This is a genomic window from Streptomyces sp. NPDC040410 (genome assembly GCF_055595715.1).
In genome coordinates this window covers 64,387-79,109 of sequence record NZ_JBVIVK010000027.1, presented here as the reverse complement: position 1 = coordinate 79,109, position 14,723 = coordinate 64,387, and the positions used below count along the sequence as shown (strand labels likewise).

The window sequence follows — 14,723 nt, the reverse complement described above, 5'->3', positions numbered from 1 at the left end:
AGAAGACCCTGCGCAGTGTCCTGGGGCGTCTGGGTCCCGGTGAGATCAGCGCGGCCGGCTACGACTACCTCCGGCCCTTGCTGTCCGCGCAGCCCCGCCGGCCGGATCCGGTGATGCCCGACGGTGGAATCGAGCGCGAACGGCGCCGAGCCCATCGGGCGGCCACCCGTGCCGAGCCGGTGCGGTCCAGACGCCGGGCGATCGCGGTGGACGGCAAGTGCCTGCGCGGCGCGAAGCGACCGGACGGCAGCCGGGTCTTCGTGCTGTCCGCGGTCCGCCACGGCGACGGCGTCACGCTCGCCTCGCGCGAGATCGGCGCGAAGACCAACGAGATCCCCGAGTTCGCACCCCTGCCCGACCAGATCGACGACACGGATCTCGCGGGGACCGTCGTCACCGCCGACGCCCTCCACGCCCAACGCGACCACGCCACCTATCGGCACCAACGTGGCGCCCACTACCTGCTGACCATCAAGAACAACCAGCGGGGCCAGGCCCGTCAACTCCATGCTCTGCCCTGGAAGGACATCCCCGTGATCCACCGCGACGACGCGCGAGGGCACGGCCGCCACGAGCAACGGATCGTCCAGGTCGTCACCGTCGCGGGCCTGCTCTTTCCGTACGCGGCCCAGGTCCTGCGGATCCAGCGCCGTCGCCGTCTCTACGGCGCGAAGAAGTGGTCCAGCGAGACCGTCTACGCCATCACCGACCTGACCGCGGAGGAGGCGAACGCAGCCGAGATTACGTCATGGGCTCGCGGGCACTGGACGGTGGAAAACACCGTCCACTGGGTCCGGGATGTTGTCTTCGAAGAGGACAAGTCCCAGGTCAGATCCCGCAACGCGCCCGCCGTACTCGCTGCCGTCCGTGACCTGATCCGCAGCACTCAAGCTCGCCGGATACGTCAACACCGCCGCCGGACGCCGAGCCCATACCGACCGCCCCCGCGTCCTCACTCTCCACGGCATCACATGATCAAACCGGACGAGCCGGGCAAACGCCGGGGCCCTGGATGATCGGCTGCCTGCACCACTGTCTAACTCACCGCGTCCCATTCGATGAGGCCGTGGCCTTCCCGACCTTTCGAGAACCCCACCTGTCCCTTGCCGCTTGACAGTTCTTCCGCATCGGATGTCTTCTTCGCGGCGTCGTAGCCACGGCTGTTCCTGCCGACGGTGGAGGCACCCTTGACCGACTGGGAGTCCACGATCAGCGTGACCGGCTGGGGACAGCGCCCTTGCTGGCACGGATCCGGCGGCGGAGCTGGTCGCGGATGTAGGTGAAGAACCCGGCCCGGTTCCACCGCCAGAAGAACCCGTAAACCGTCTCCACGGGGGAATTTCCGCAGGCAGAGCCCGCCACTTCGCGCCGTTGTCGACGATTTCCCGCCGCGGCTACTTCTCCGGATGTCCGCCGGTCTTGGTCTTGCAGGCCGGGATGGGCAGCAGGGGTTCCAGGAGCGCCCATTCGGCGACGGAGGTGTCGGAGGGGTAGCGGCGGCGACGGGCGGTAGTGGGCATGGCGGGCTCGGCAGGGGTGATCGGCGGAGCTCGGCCTCGACGGCGCGTCCTTCGAACGCGTCGAGCGGCTCGGGGCGGCAGCCGCCAGGTCCTTGTCAACGGCGAAATCGACCCATGGTCAGGTGGTGTACATGACGACGCCGAGCTGGGAGTCCACGGCCGTGGCATACAGGTCGGTGAGTTGCCTGATCCCCTCGACGATGATTTCCGGAGCCTCATCGGGCGTGATCAGCTCCAGTTCGTAGAGTTCCTGATCGTCTATCAGCTCGTTGAAATCTGCCTGCCCGACGGCGGTTGCGACGGCCGCCAGGTCTACGGTGGCGAGCCGTTTAGCGACCTGGGCCGCCTGATCCGGCGTCACCACCATGAAGACGGCGTTCTCCAGGGTCGGGCAGGCGATGCTTTCGGCGCCGCCGACCACGGGCCCACAGCTCGTGATCTTCAGGGCCGGGCCAAGCCTTCCCGGTGAGGAAGTAGCTGAGCGCGGCGCCGAAGTGGGTGTGGTAGTAGTCGGGCTTGTCGAGGCTGTTGATGCTGGTCGGATTCTGCCGGAGTTCGTTGATCTCCTCGCTGCTCACCAGTTGCAGCCAGGTCGCCTGTGCCATGGGTCTCTTTCTTCCATCTCTCATTTGACGCGGACAGCGGCATGGGAGGGCGTCTCTTGGAACCGTGGGTCGCTCTGGAGATGGCCCCGTGTGGATACAGCGGGTGCGGCTGGGTTTACCAGTCCTGGAGCCGTGCTTCCCGCCGCCAAGCGCGCAGAATTACGCGTGCCCTTCATACGCAGGGCGTAGCAGCGGCTTACCTTCGCGGGCCAGTGCCAGGGCGAGCCGATCGTCCACCCAGTGATGCTCGTCGTAGAGGCCTTCGACGAGTGCCTCCGGCACCTCGGCCCGGGTCAGGGTGATACGCGGCCATCCCCAACCGGGATCTTCATCGTCGTCCTCGCCAGCGTCCTCCAGGTCGGGCGTTTCGGCAGGGCCGTCGTACCGCCTGCAGAGGATGTGTCCGGTGCTGGTCAGGTTGAGGTCGCCCTCGTCGTAGATGACGAGGGGGCACTCGGTCTTTCCGGCGATGGAGATCGTGCCATCAGCGGTCGTAAAGTTGATCAGCTGTTCACTTCGGCGCCGCCGAAGAACAGCATGGTCGCGTCGACATCGGCGACGGCAACCCCACCGTGACCGCCCACCGGTTTCGCCACACGGTCGGCACCCAGCTCGCCGAGGGCGGCGCCCAGATCCAGACCATCATGGCGGTCCTCGGGCACGGCAACGCGCAGATGTCAGCCGCGTACTCCCACATCAGCGACCCCGTCCTGAAGGAGCAGTACGAGAAAGTCATCGCCGCCGGCGGACGGATCGCCGGGCCAGCCGCCGAGGAGCTCCTGAGCGGACGAATCGGCGAAGACACCCTGAACTGGCTCAGGACCAGCTTCTTCAAGACCGAACTCGAACTCGGCCACTGCCTGCGGTCACCGGCTGAGGGGCCCTGCGAGTGCGATCTCTACCTCCGTTGCTCGAAGTTCCTCACCACCAGTGAGTACGCCCCGCGCCTGCGCTCGCGGCTCGTCCCGCGAGCAGCAACTCGCCCAAGACGCCGTTGAACGCGGCTGGCCCCGCGAGGTCCAACGGTACAACGCCATCGCTGGCCGAATCCGCAGCCTCCTTGCAGACCTTGGCGAGACCTGCCACGACCAGGAGGCTGGGTCATGACGACGCAATTCCGACCTGCAGAAACGACCGAAAGGTAGCTCGCGCGTCAGGACTTCAACGTGATGCGCTACCAGCGTGGAGGGGATCATTGCTGGCGCCATAGCCGTCGTGGGCACATTGCTGGGCTCTGTCATAGCGCACCACTACCAGGAGAAGTCCGCCCGCCGAGCCGAGGCCCGCGCCCACTCTCACCAGCAACAACAGCGCCTGTTCGACAACTGTGCTGCCTTCATTGCCCTCGTCGAAGACTATCGCCGCGCGCAGTACGATCGATGGTCACGCTGGGATGCCGATCCGATGGGTGAAGAAGCTGCGGCTGCGCGGGCCGAGTCCTACCGGCTCTACGTGGAGACACGCAGCAGTGCCTCTCGCCTCAAGCTCATAAGCAGCCAGGGAGACTTTCAACAGCTTGCCGATCAGGCCAGCACAGTGCTGGAGCTCACCAGCGCGATCATCCGGACTGACGACAAAGCAGAGATGCTCCAGCGTGGCAGCGCAGCTCAAGCAGCGTGCGACGCTTTCGTCGCCAGGGCCAACGCTGCGCTACACGGATCAGCACCTCCTGAAGTGTCCAGATAAGGATTCACATGGGTCCAGGACAGCGGGGACAGCGCCCGGCGGTCCGCGTCGGTGAGCTTGTCCGCCCACTTCGGATGGGCCAGGACCTCCTGCATCAGCAGCGTGTTGACTTCAGAGGTCAACGTCGGAAGTCCTTCGGGGGTTGAGGACCTATGTGGGGCCTTGACCACGTCTGAACGCCCACGGACAGGCCGGGCGCCTACCGAGTATGGGCGTACGAGGAATCGGCCTTGGCAATGCGGGCCGGATCGGGCAGCGTGATACCGGGCGGGTTGTGATGGTAGAGGCTTGGGGGGCGGGCGGTGTCAGTGAAGGCATCTAGGGTGCTAGGCATGATGCGTCACTGAAGGTTCCGTCGGCCCTGTTGGTGCAGGTTCTCGCTGCCTACCAAGTGTCGGCTTGTATGGCGGTGCTGGGATCCGTCGGTCGGAGTAGGGCCTGGACCCTGTGCGGACCCATCGAGTACACATTCGCGGCGTCGGACAAGCCCCGCAGCCGCATCGCTTCCAGCAAGAAGGACTGCATGATGGTTGACCACTCTGTGTCCCGGCGGTCGCAGGCGCGGGCGTCGGGCGGGGAGAGAGCCCGATGAGCGATCTGGACCGTTACGTTGAGGCGCTATTCGATGACGACGCCCGCATGCCGGCGGGCATGGGTCGGGTGTGGACGCCCGAGCTTCATAGATCGGTGATGGCCCGGCTGCGGGCCGGGTCCGGGCCGAGGACGCGCAGCGTCGACAAGTATGTTTTCGGTATCCACAAGACGCCCGGGACGGAGCGGTCGGGACGGCAGACGGAGTTGCGCAACGATCGGGAGGTCATGGAGGCCACCGATTGCTGGGTTGAAAGATGGGTGGAGGGGACCGATTCCAAGCTGGCCGCGCGCGTCCTCGGGTACGGGGTCGAGGCTGCGGTGCGTCAGTACGACCGGGGTCGGGCGGCCGCGTGGTATTCGCTGTGGCGTCGGTGCAAGACCGGCCGGCCGCTTCGCAAGCACCGTGGGTTCTACACGTTCATGGAGGGCGGTGTCGACGACTGCCCGGACTGCGTTCGCGACATGGACCGGCTCGCCGGTGGCGGTTTCGACCAGGCCGCTGCCGAGTTGCTTGACGCGGGTGGTCCGGCCGCCGATTGGCCGGAGCAGGACGTCAAGCTGGTCGCGTGGGTCACCGCACAGCACCATCCGTGCTCTCGGGTGTTCGCCCAGCGTGGTGCCAACCGGGTCTGGTACATCGACCTGTTTCGCTCAAGTGTGGTCGTGTTCGACGGCCGGTCCATCATCGCCTCGCCCGTGCCGTTCACCCTGAATCCCGAAAGCGACGTCGATTTCGTCGCCGACGCGACCAGATGTGACCAGCAGATAGTGGCCTTCTCCGGCAAGCACAACTATCGAGCGGCGCAGCGCTACGGGCGCCACGTGCTGTTCGTGGGGGGCACCTACTACACGTCTCGCGGTCAGGCCGAGATGAACTACTCGGTCTGGCTGTCCCCGCCGACAACTGAGGAAGCGGCCGGACTGGTCGAGGACTTCGCCGCTTCCCTGCCGCGGTCGTTCCGGCGGGTTCCGGTCTGGTCCGACCCCAGACGCGGCTCCGTCATGCGCAGGTACAGCGGCGAGTCCGCCGTCGGAGTGTGGGGCAGCAACTGGGCGACCGGACTCCAGGGTGCCCGGCTCGACCGCGAGTTCGCCAGCGAGGAGGAAGCGATCGCCGCGCTGGAGGAGCAGGAGATCGGCTGGCTCAAAGCCGGAAAGGTACTCGGCAACCTCTACCTGCGAATGCCCGAACCGAAACCCAGCCAGAACGACACCAACGAATCACCGTGATCGCCGAGCCTTGGGCGCAGTGGGCCGACCGCCGAGGTCAGCGCGTTCTGCTGCCGCTTCGACGAGTACAGCGTGCCGACGACGAGGGCGGCTGTGGCATGCCTGTACTTCACCGACGCCGCAATCCGCAGCCTCCGCACTGACGCCTCCACCCTGCCGCCCTGGCCCAACCCCCGTACGCTCCGGCCGGCCGGCCGCGCCTTTACCAGGGTTGTCTGCCCCGCTGGAGCACTTCGCCGATACCTGCGCACGTCGTACGGCGGCGCATCTGCCGTCGAGCCCCGACAGGTGATCACGGGGGCGTGCGGAAGGGGTCGAGCAGTGGGGCGGGATCTGGGGCTGGACGGGGTGGTGGACCACTTCACCCCGTCCAGCGACGAGGCGGGCTGGTCACGCAACAAGACCGGCGCCACGAAGCTGGGCTTCGCAGTAGCGCAGTTGGGCCGGGGCGTAGTGCAACCCCCACCCGAGCCCCCTCCCGACAAGTAGCCTCTCGAACTTCCGCCAACGGGCCACGGCATGCATGGCACCGCCAGCCGGTTCATTCGCCACGTCGGGGTCAGCCCCCAGGCCGTCAGCACTCAGATGATCAGGCATGACCGGCAGAGTAACCGCACGCACCGACACAAGGCGTCCACGAGGCACTTCAGCAGCTGCATAGTGGAGTTCGTAGCCGAAGGCCGACACCCAGCACACACAAGCTGGCCAGGCCCCTACGGTGCAGTTTCATCCACGAGCCAGCCGCAGGACAATATTGCCCGGCGTGCCGGATGCCGCCGGAGGCGGCCGCCGCCCGAGCAGGCCCTCGCTGTCGGTCAACACGTGGCGCTTGCGCCCGTCGTGCATCTTGCCGCCGTCGTATCCGCGGCTCTCCTCGCCGACGGTCTCGGAACCGTCCGCCCACTGGGAGTCGATGATCCCCGCACTCGGCTCGGTGTTACGTCCGTGCCGCGTGCGCGCGCTGCGGCGCGGCCGCTCGTAGAGCTCGCGGACACCGCGTAGGCCGACCGGTCCGTCCGCAACTCCGGCCGCTGACCACTGGCGGCATGCCTACGCCCACCGGCCGCGGCAGCGGTGACCGCGCGCCACCACCGGGCCCCGCGTGAACCCGGTGCCCGGCGACGGCGGTTCGTGCCCGGCGCGAGCCTGATCGCCACGTCGCACCGCGTCCCGGTCCGTCTTGGTGGACCCCTGCTGCCGAGTCAGTCCCCCTGGCCTTACACTGCCAACCCGCAGACATGCGGGCGCTTTTGAGGGGGGAACCACCGTGTCAGGTAACTCGTACGGACCGAGCCAGGGATTCGCCGTACCATCGATGCCTTCGAGTCCGCCACCCGCGCCGCCCGACGGCCTGCGGGCGGCCGCGGTCGCTTTGCTCAATCTCAGCGGCCTCGGTCTCGGGTATGCGCTCATCCGAAGATGGGTCCCGATGGCCGCTTGCCTGGCGGCGACGGTCGTGCTGCTGCTCGTTGCCCTGCCCGCGGACGCCGACGGCGTCCCGGCGTTCGCGCTCGCCGTCTACGCCGTCGTCCTGTTGCTGGCGGCCGTGCACGGCGCGGTCGCCGGACTGCGCACGCGGCTGACGTGGCCGGGGAGACCGCCCCTCGCGCTGCTGCTGGGTGTGCTGCTGCTCGCCGTACCGGCCGGCGGCGCCGTCTGGTACGACGACGCCCACGCGGAGGCTGTGGAGCAGTCGCTCCTCGACCGTCTCGACACGGCCGACCACCTGGTCACGGCGGCCGGCCGGCACACGTTCACCACCGGCAGGCCGGACTACCGGACGGCCCTGGACGTCTACCGGGACCTCGCGGTCAACCACCCCGGTTCCCGCGCGGCCGGCCAGGTCCCCGACCGGATGAGGAGCTACTACACGACGGTGGGCGCGGCTTACGGCCAAAAGGACTACTGCGAGGCGATCGAGCCGCTGAAGTACCTGCGTACGGTGCCCGAGACCATGCCCAAGGACGCGCTGGGCTCCCTGACGCGCTGGCCCGACGACCGGCTCGCCGCCTCGCTGTACGAGTGCGGATCGAGCAGCCTGGCGGCCGGGGAGGCGGACTGGGTCACGCGCTTCGGCGACCTGCTGGGCACGTTCCCCCAGTCCGATCCGGCGGGCAACGTCGTACCCGCTGTCGACTCGGCGGTGAAGACGACGGAGAAGGCCGTCAGCGGTGACGAGCCCTGCGTGGCCGTCGAGCAGCTGCGCAGCCTGAACACCCAGATAACCGGCCTGTCGGGGCAGGCGGCGGAGGACGCGGCCGACGGCCTGGAAAAGGCCGCCGACCGAGCCGGCCGGAGTGGCGATGCGGGGGAGTACGCCTGCGGGGTCAGCCAGTACAAGGACGGCGACTTCGAGACGGCCCAGAAGACGCTGGATCAGTTCGTCGCCGACAACAAGCACAGCGAGAACCGGGACCGCGCCAAGAAGATCTCCATCGCCGCCGAGGTCGCGCAGACGCTCCCGGCCGCCGGGAAGAAGCTGCCTACCAACGCCTCCGGCGGCAGCATCTCCGTCACGGTCAAGAACGACAGTCCCGACGACATCACAGTCCTCTACACCGGCCCGGTCACCGGCAGCTTCACTCTCAAGGGGTGCGGCAGCTGCAACGCGTACACCCTCGCCGACACGCTCATGATCGGCTTCAAGCCCTGCAGCAGCAGCAAGAACTACCCGCACCGGACGATCAGCCTGCCCGTCGGCACCACGTACTTCGTGCACAAGCCGCACGGCGACAGCACCGGGACGCCCGCCTCGGACACAGCCAAGCTCCGTTCCGGGTACATCTACACCGAGTGCGCCTACACCACGCGGACCCTCGGGAGCAGTTACTGAGGGCCGACGGGTTCCCGCACCCGCGCCTCCCGTCAGGGCACGCGGATGCGGGGACCGGCCCGGAAGCACCAGGGCGATGACGGGATCGCGGATGGCGTCCGACACCCTGTCGGCGGCCCTCGTCGGTGGTCCTTGTCAGCGGGCGTCGCGGGCGTTGTCGCGCGGCACGATCGTCGCGTGGGACCCGGCCACCGGACAGGAGAAGTGGTCGGTGAACCTGGACTCGGCGTCCAAGCAGTACCCGCCCGTCTGGTACGACGGCCTGCTCTATCTGCAGGACGGCCGCGGCGCGGCGCTGGCGCTGCGCGCCGACACCGGCGCCCAGGATGGGGAGAAGACGAGGTTGACCATGCCGGTTTCGTCCTCCAGCGCGCCGAAGGCCACCCCGTTGGCATTGGGCGGACGCTGGAGGTACTTGTCGAGGCCGCCGACGCGGACTCGGGTCCGGTCGGCCAGGCCGCGGCGGTCACGGCGCCACGGCCCTTGAGGTGTGGCCGGACGTGGCGGCCCGGGTGGGTGGCGGGGCTGGTTCCGGTGGTGGGGGGCCGCGCCGCGCCTCCCACCACAACAGCAACCGACTCGACGGCGCGAACACGGTCACAGCAAGTCACGGCTGCCGGGCCACGGCAAGACCCGGTCGATCACCAAAGCCCGCGCCTATTCGCGCGGGTTCTCAGCCTCGATCTTTCGTGATGGTCTGTCGGGTTCTCCGGCGGGCAATTTGGGCTGCCCGGTTTGATCTCGGGCAGGCTGGAGGCCCGGCTGTCACGCCGGGTGGGCGCCGCGTTCCACGGCTCCGGTCAGTGGTGAACTCCATGATCTTGGAAGGGCACGTCATCCGCCGGCGGCGTCTTCGGCCTCCCAGCGCAGCAGGTCGCCCGGCTGGCACTTGAGCACCTCGCAGAGCGCGGCGAGCGTCGCGAAGCGTACCGCCTTGGCGCGGCCGTTCTTGAGTACCGCCAGGTTGGCGGGCGTGATCCCTACGCGGTCCGCGAGCTCGCCCACGGACATCTTCCGCCTGGCCAGCATCACGTCGATGTCGACGGCGATCGGCATCAGATCACCTCGTCCAACTCGGCCTGCATCTGCGTCGCTTCGACGTCGCGCGCGACGGCCTGGGCGAGCAGCATCCGCAGCACGAGCACGATGAGTGCGACCCCCAGGATGGCCACGCCAACCCCGCCCATGATGACGGTGACGCCCGGGTCGTCCCGCTGGCCCGGCGCGTTGACGGCCGTGACCGTGAACCACACGAGGGCAGCCGCAACGATCGCGCCGATCACGCCGTCCACGTACCGGAAGGCGGCGTGGGAGAACACGGTTCCGCGTCGCACCATCGTCACCAGCCGCCATACGCAGACCAGCGCGACCTGGGCCGACATCATGCCCAGGATCGTGATCACGCGGAGCGGGGTCAGCGGGAGCGACCCGTCCTCCGGGTCGGTGGCCAACGCCCACACCATCAATGCCTGTACGAACACGGTGCCGGCGAGCACCACCACGAGCACGGCGCGCAGCGCACGTACTGTCAGCTTCCCCACGACCCACCCTTCCATCGAGTTGCGATGGGAACCTATCGACATTCGATAGGCGACGCAAGGGCTGGGGCGGAGGGCGGGGCGGCGGATTCGCACGGTGGCGGGATGCCGCCGTCTCTCGTGGTCGGCGGCTGCGTCGGTGGCCAGATCCCACACCCCAACGCCCTTGCCATAGTCGGCCACGATACGTGGGCGGCCGTCGATCACCACCGCCGCCAGCAACTGTGCGGGGTCATCGGTCACTTGGGTGAGGCGGAGCCGGGGGTCTGTCTCCGACCCCGTACACCAGGCCACTGTCCAATAGCCCTTGGTGTCCTTGACCGGGACTGCGGCCAGTCGAGCCGACAGCTCCCGATCCCCGTAGCGGGCCGCGTCAAGGGCCAGCAGATGCCGCCGTACCTCCGGCGGCGGCCTGCCCGTTGTAGTTGTGCAGACGCATCGACGCTCGGTACCCCGCCGCAGCCAGTACCTCGCCCCGGCCCCTGACACCATCCATCGCGGCCTGCACCTGCGCCGGATCCGCATGCACCAGCCACTCTGGGTCAGTCCACCGCCAACCCGCCGCTGCCGATTCCTGCTGTGTGTTGTTGGTTTGAAGATCGTCAGACATGGCGGGCACGGTAACCGCACCCACGGACACCTGCCTGTCCCGAACGACTTCGGAGCGCGGAACCGGTGATGAGAATGCGTACTTCTACGGACACCGATGACGAACCCCAACATGACGCGGGCGACCAAGCCGGGCGGCATCGGACATCGCCACCAGCGGATCAACCCGGCGTGTCAGCAACCAGCACCACACCATCACGGCCGCGACCTGCCTCCTCGCAGGCACCTCCGAGGGCACCCTCTCCGACTCACACAACGATCACAGCGAGTAACAACCGCCAGAGGCAGCGCGCCGAGAGCCTTGGCAAGCAGCAGGCGGTACGGGACATCCGCGTTCACGGAGGCGGGTCTCCTCGATGCCGTGGCAATACCAAGACTCGCTCTTGCGTGCCGGGCCCCGACTTTCCCGCAAAGGCGCTGCAACATCCGGATCACCGACCTGTACGAGGACTGATGGCCGCTCAACGGGAGTGGTCTGCCAGGGACAGCAGAAGGTGCGCTGTCTCCGGGCGCAGATGGTCGGAATGGGCACCCGCGGGGCCGTTGCCGCGCACGAACACCTCGCTCGCGTCGACGCTCACGAAGCGGTGGTCGAGGGCGGTGAGGGGGTACGGCTGCCGGGGTGGCAGCATCCGTACGGCGGAGACGGGCGAGGGGGCCGTACCGATGCCCGCGTAGCCGATGCCGGCCCGTTTCTCCGCCCGCAGATGCCAGAAGCCCGTCGCCCGGTCGTGCTGGGAGTACGTGGCGACGACCGGCCCCCGCAGCGGTGCCTCGGCCAGCGCGGTGAAGCGGGACGCGAAGGCATCCCGAGGGGCCGCCATCTGCAGCAGCAGCATCGAGTCGACGGTGAAGGGCCGCCCGTGCGGCTTCGGCGTGCTCCACCCCAGGATGAGCGGTTTCTGGCCGGCCGCCCACTGCACGGCCTCGCAGAGCAGCCGGCAGCCGAAGGAATGGCCGATCAGGTGCAGGTACTGGCCGTGCCGGTTGGCGAGGACGGGCGGTGCGGCGGGGTCGGTGCGGTGGGCGTCCAGGTAGCCGAGGAGGCGGCCGATGACCTGTGAGGCGTGGCCCTCGGTACTCATGGTGTGGGCACGGTCGCGGATGCTGCGGTAACCGCCGAGGGACGGGCGGGAACGGGAGGGCCAGCGGATCAGGACGGTCCAGGGCCGCCAGGGTTCGAGGTTCGGGTAGGGTCCGTGGTCGTACTGGTCCGCGATCAGGGCGAGGAGCCGGTGGACCGTTAAGAGCGCGGACTGCGGCTTCGTCTGCCACCCGTGGGCGTAGACCAGAAGGTCGGTGGCCCAGTCCGGCGGGGTGAGCGCTGCGGCGAAGTGGTCGTCGAGGCGGTGCGCGGGGACGGGACGGGGGCCGGTACGGGTTTCCCGCAGGAGCCAGCCGGTGGGATCCAGATCGATGACGGTCGGCGTCACAGGGCGAGCTCCATGCGGCTGTCCATTCCACAGTGCAGTGTGTAGGCGAGGCCGAGCGGGTTGCGGTGGGTGTCCGCGAAATGGCGTGCCAGGGCGTGCGCGATGTCCCCTGCGGTGTCCTGTCCGCCCAGGTACCGCGTCACGTACTGCAGCGCGTACTCGGCCGCGAAGAGCTGCGGCATCTCGATCTGCGGCCCCAGCACTCCGGCGGCGCCCGCCTGGATGAGCGCGCCGCCCAGGTGGGCCAGTTCGGCAGTGCCCGGCATTCCGCCGTAGCAGGCGTTGAGCATGACGAGTGGGTGCCGGTGCAGCACCGTGCCCGCGTGCGCGGCGCAACGGGCCAGTACGGTCTGTGCGTCGATGTCGCGTCCGTCGCTCAACTGCACCACCAGAAAGGGTGATTCGGTCGCTTCGGCTCGGAAATGGCCGTGACACCAGAAGTACATGAACTGCTCGTCCAGCCGTCCCTCCGCGATGTCGTCCACCAGTTCCTGACGGCTGCGGCGCTCATGGAATGTCGTGTCCTTGGCCAGGAGGGCCGCCACCTGCGCCGCCTTGGTCCTGCCCGCGACGTCGAGCTCCGTGTCGTGGTTCAGACTCACGCAGGGATGAGCCGGGAGCGGTGCGGGCGCCCGGGCATCCGGGAGTTCCGGGTAGTAGCCGCCCGTCTGCTCGAGCTGGTGGCGATGGCCGAGGAAGCGCCCGAAAAGTGCGTCGAGTCCGGCGCTCCGCATCGTGTTCCCGGGCAGACAGAGCAGGGACCAGGGCAGGTACAGCACATCGGAGTCGAAGCGGATGCGCAGGTTCTTGCGGAACAGCACCTCGGTCAGCACCTGACGCACCCTTGAGACGGGGCGGTCCCTGCCGCCGAGGAGTACGTCGAACAGCAAGTGGGCTCCCTGAGCGGCCAGTTCGTCGAGCGCCGAATGCAGTTCGTCCTCGGGTTCGCCCGTGAGGTCCACCTGCGCGGCGTATGGGAAGTCGGGGCGACCGGGGACAGGCGGTCCCTGTCCGGTCGGCGGCCGGGCGTCGACGAACTCCGCTTTCCAGCGCCGGCGCAGGCGGGTGCCCAGACCACGTACCGTCGCTTGTTTCACGTGCAGCACCGCGCAGGGGTCGCCGTGCGGTGAGGTTGGTACGGCGGGGCCGTACAGGCGGACGAAGATCCCCTCCAGGCCGTACTGGTTCAGGGCGACGACCAGGTCGGGGTGGTGTGTGGTGGGGGTGGGGAAGCGTGTGTAGTCATGACTGGGGTTTTGGAGGACGGCCGTTTCGAGGTCGTGGGCCATGTGCTCACCCCCCTTCTGTGCGCAGGGTGAAGGGGGGCGTGACGGAGGGGAGTTCACCTGGTGTGCCGACGTGGACTGTCGTCTCGACCTGCTGGAGAACGGTGCCAGTGGTCCGGTCGTGGACGGTGACGCGGATTCGGTGCCTACCGGGCTTCTCGGGGGTGAAGAGGACCTCGGCGGTGCCGTTGTTCCCTGACGGGGAGGGCCGTAGCGAGACGCTGACAGGCTCGACGCGTGCCGGGGTGAGCGGGGTCGCCATGGCGGTGAGCCGGGGGAGTTCGGCGCCCGGCCTCGACCATGGATGTTCCGGCCCCGGCTGGAGGTGCAGCCGGATTCTTGCGGGAATCCGCGCGACCAGGTGGTCGTCCAGCAAGGTCAGGACAAGTCGGCAGCCGGCGGGGGACAGGTGCGGGGGAAAAGCGCGAGGGACGCTCGGACGCCGTGGCTCCGGCGCCGGCCACAGCGGCTCCGTCGCCACCCACAGCCCGTTGAACTGGTTAATGCGGTCCTCGACGTGCTCAAGCTCCGTCCGTAGCCAGGTACCATCCGGATTGGACCGCAGATCCGGCGTTATCTCGTAGGACAGTTCACCGTCGAAGAGGACGAAGTCGTTCACCCTGGGGTTGGACGCCATCAACGACTGCACCGCGATGCGCGCGTCGACGCCACGCCGCTTGTGTTCCTCGCAGAGTTCCTTGAGGTTCTCGGTGACCTCGTGTGGTTCCTGTACCACGAACAGGCGCCGGATCTCCACACCCCGCCGTTTGACCGCCCTCTCCTGCGCGGCGAGATACCGCTCCGCGGGCTCGCTGCGCCAGAAGTCCCGGTCCACGGCGGTGCTGACGGCGTCCAGAGTCATCCTGACGCAGTCGGTGAGGTCGATCAGCCATGCGCGGTTCTCGCCCAGGCAGTCAGCGCTACCGCCGTCGAGACCTTCCAGCAGTTTGGCGAGGCGGGACAGCTCCTTCTCGGCGAAGTACTGCGCGATGTCGCCACCCTGGTGACGGACCTTTGTGTACCCGAGGATCAGCCGGGTGACTTCGTCGGAACGGAGCACCGAGCCGTCCACTTGGCTGAACAGCTCCGTCGCGGCGAGGGCATCGGCGAAGCGCCGGTCTGTCGTCATGAGCCGCTTCTCGAAGTCCACAAGATACTGCCCGATCAGTGTGGAGCCGGCGACAAGAGCGGACACGACCAGCGTCCACACCTGGCCCGCGTCCTGGGCCAGCGTGCTCGCCAGGATGAACGAGCCCGCGCCCGCCACCACCGTGACCAGCAACTTGAATACCAGCGGGCGTCCGTCCCTGAGCCGTGACGCGCCCTGGACCCCCACGGTCGTAGACCCGTTTCTGCCATTCATCAAGCCCCCCTCACCGAGGCGGCGCA

Annotated in this window: 15 protein-coding genes and 2 pseudogenes; 8 read left to right on the top strand and 9 right to left on the bottom strand. The window is 68.2% G+C overall.

The features are described 5' to 3' along the window. Nucleotides 1-975, top strand: a pseudogene (locus ACZ562_RS34135) (ISAs1 family transposase); the annotation flags it as partial. Nucleotides 976-1,135: 160 nt separating this feature from the next. Here ACZ562_RS34135 and ACZ562_RS34130 read toward each other — a convergent pair. Together ACZ562_RS34130 and ACZ562_RS34125 are read right to left on the bottom strand one after the other, a co-directional pair. Then, nucleotides 1,136-1,520, bottom strand: a pseudogene (locus tag ACZ562_RS34130) (transposase); the annotation flags it as partial. 118 nt (nt 1,521-1,638) lie between these two features. Beyond that, complete coding sequence (locus tag ACZ562_RS34125; RefSeq protein WP_471187433.1) at nt 1,639-1,941, bottom strand: hypothetical protein; 303 nt, start codon at nt 1,939-1,941, stop codon at nt 1,639-1,641. A 424-nt stretch (nt 1,942-2,365) separates the two neighbouring features. On the opposite strand from ACZ562_RS34125, the gene ACZ562_RS34120 reads away from it, so the two are divergent. From ACZ562_RS34120 to ACZ562_RS34110, 3 genes are all read left to right on the top strand, one after another. Beyond that, nucleotides 2,366-2,701: a hypothetical protein gene (locus tag ACZ562_RS34120; RefSeq protein ID WP_471187430.1), complete on the top strand. Its 336-nt coding sequence runs from the start codon at nt 2,366-2,368 to the stop codon at nt 2,699-2,701. Next, nucleotides 2,698-3,123, top strand: a complete 426-nt coding sequence (locus ACZ562_RS34115; RefSeq protein ID WP_471187427.1) for a tyrosine-type recombinase/integrase — start codon at nt 2,698-2,700, stop codon at nt 3,121-3,123. Before ACZ562_RS34120 ends, ACZ562_RS34115 begins: the two co-directional genes overlap by 4 nt. Nucleotides 3,124-3,307: 184 nt before the next feature. Continuing rightward, nucleotides 3,308-3,811, top strand: coding sequence for a hypothetical protein (locus tag ACZ562_RS34110; RefSeq protein WP_471187451.1), 504 nt, complete (start codon nt 3,308-3,310; stop codon nt 3,809-3,811). Here the strand turns inward: ACZ562_RS34110 and ACZ562_RS34105 are convergent. Continuing rightward, the gene (locus ACZ562_RS34105; RefSeq protein WP_471187442.1) at nt 3,733-3,906 is read right to left on the bottom strand and encodes a hypothetical protein; all 174 of its coding nucleotides are present in this window, start codon (nt 3,904-3,906) and stop codon (nt 3,733-3,735) included. The two genes, ACZ562_RS34110 and ACZ562_RS34105, sit on opposite strands and share 79 nt — an antisense overlap. A 493-nt stretch (nt 3,907-4,399) precedes the next feature. Between ACZ562_RS34105 and ACZ562_RS34100 the strand changes: the two genes are divergently transcribed. From ACZ562_RS34100 to ACZ562_RS34085, 4 genes are all read left to right on the top strand, one after another. After that, complete coding sequence (locus tag ACZ562_RS34100; RefSeq protein WP_471187424.1) at nt 4,400-5,635, top strand: hypothetical protein; 1,236 nt, start codon at nt 4,400-4,402, stop codon at nt 5,633-5,635. 321 nt (nt 5,636-5,956) lie between these two features. Next, nucleotides 5,957-6,124 carry a hypothetical protein gene (locus ACZ562_RS34095; protein WP_471187421.1) on the top strand — a complete coding sequence of 56 codons (168 nt, stop codon included), beginning with the start codon at nt 5,957-5,959 and terminating at the stop codon, nt 6,122-6,124. Nucleotides 6,125-6,950: 826 nt separating this feature from the next. After that, the gene (locus tag ACZ562_RS34090; protein WP_471187419.1) at nt 6,951-8,468 is read left to right on the top strand and encodes a hypothetical protein; all 1,518 of its coding nucleotides are present in this window, start codon (nt 6,951-6,953) and stop codon (nt 8,466-8,468) included. A gap of 91 nt (nt 8,469-8,559) precedes the next feature. Beyond that, complete coding sequence (locus tag ACZ562_RS34085) at nt 8,560-8,955, top strand: outer membrane protein assembly factor BamB family protein (protein ID WP_471187416.1); 396 nt, start codon at nt 8,560-8,562, stop codon at nt 8,953-8,955. A gap of 347 nt (nt 8,956-9,302) precedes the next feature. Here ACZ562_RS34085 and ACZ562_RS34080 read toward each other — a convergent pair whose 3' ends face one another. The 6 genes from ACZ562_RS34080 to ACZ562_RS34055 all read right to left on the bottom strand — a co-directional run bounded on the left by ACZ562_RS34080 (nt 9,303) and on the right by ACZ562_RS34055 (nt 14,697). After that, nucleotides 9,303-9,524: a helix-turn-helix domain-containing protein gene (locus ACZ562_RS34080; RefSeq protein ID WP_010981499.1), complete on the bottom strand. Its 222-nt coding sequence runs from the start codon at nt 9,522-9,524 to the stop codon at nt 9,303-9,305. After that, nucleotides 9,524-10,009, bottom strand: a complete 486-nt coding sequence (locus tag ACZ562_RS34075) for a DUF2975 domain-containing protein (protein WP_471187439.1) — start codon at nt 10,007-10,009, stop codon at nt 9,524-9,526. Before ACZ562_RS34075 ends, ACZ562_RS34080 begins: the two co-directional genes overlap by 1 nt. 370 nt (nt 10,010-10,379) lie before the next feature. Beyond that, nucleotides 10,380-10,616: a hypothetical protein gene (locus ACZ562_RS34070; protein WP_471187413.1), complete on the bottom strand. Its 237-nt coding sequence runs from the start codon at nt 10,614-10,616 to the stop codon at nt 10,380-10,382. Nucleotides 10,617-11,076: 460 nt separating this feature from the next. Then, a complete protein-coding gene (locus ACZ562_RS34065) occupies nt 11,077-12,048 on the bottom strand; it encodes a hypothetical protein (protein WP_471187409.1) in 972 nt (323 codons plus the stop codon). After that, nucleotides 12,045-13,337 (bottom strand): CHAT domain-containing protein, encoded by a 1,293-nt coding sequence (locus ACZ562_RS34060; protein WP_471187406.1) that lies wholly within the window; start codon nt 13,335-13,337, stop codon nt 12,045-12,047. Before ACZ562_RS34060 ends, ACZ562_RS34065 begins: the two co-directional genes overlap by 4 nt. Before the next feature lie 4 nt (nt 13,338-13,341). Beyond that, entirely contained in the window at nt 13,342-14,697 is a 1,356-nt protein-coding gene (locus tag ACZ562_RS34055) for a DUF6879 family protein (protein WP_471187403.1), read from the bottom strand. Nucleotides 14,698-14,723 lie beyond the last annotated feature (26 nt).

Coding starts and splice junctions, on each gene's coding strand:
- ACZ562_RS34105 (WP_471187442.1), bottom strand. CDS start 3,906: ATGCAGGAGGTCCTGGCCCATCCGAAGTGGGCGGACAAGCTCACCGAC.
- ACZ562_RS34100 (WP_471187424.1), top strand. CDS start 4,400: ATGAGCGATCTGGACCGTTACGTTGAGGCGCTATTCGATGACGACGCC.
- ACZ562_RS34090 (WP_471187419.1), top strand. CDS start 6,951: ATGCCTTCGAGTCCGCCACCCGCGCCGCCCGACGGCCTGCGGGCGGCC.
- ACZ562_RS34085 (WP_471187416.1), top strand. CDS start 8,560: ATGGCGTCCGACACCCTGTCGGCGGCCCTCGTCGGTGGTCCTTGTCAG.
- ACZ562_RS34080 (WP_010981499.1), bottom strand. CDS start 9,524: ATGCCGATCGCCGTCGACATCGACGTGATGCTGGCCAGGCGGAAGATG.
- ACZ562_RS34070 (WP_471187413.1), bottom strand. CDS start 10,616: ATGTCTGACGATCTTCAAACCAACAACACACAGCAGGAATCGGCAGCG.
- ACZ562_RS34060 (WP_471187406.1), bottom strand. CDS start 13,337: ATGGCCCACGACCTCGAAACGGCCGTCCTCCAAAACCCCAGTCATGAC.
- ACZ562_RS34055 (WP_471187403.1), bottom strand. CDS start 14,697: ATGAATGGCAGAAACGGGTCTACGACCGTGGGGGTCCAGGGCGCGTCA.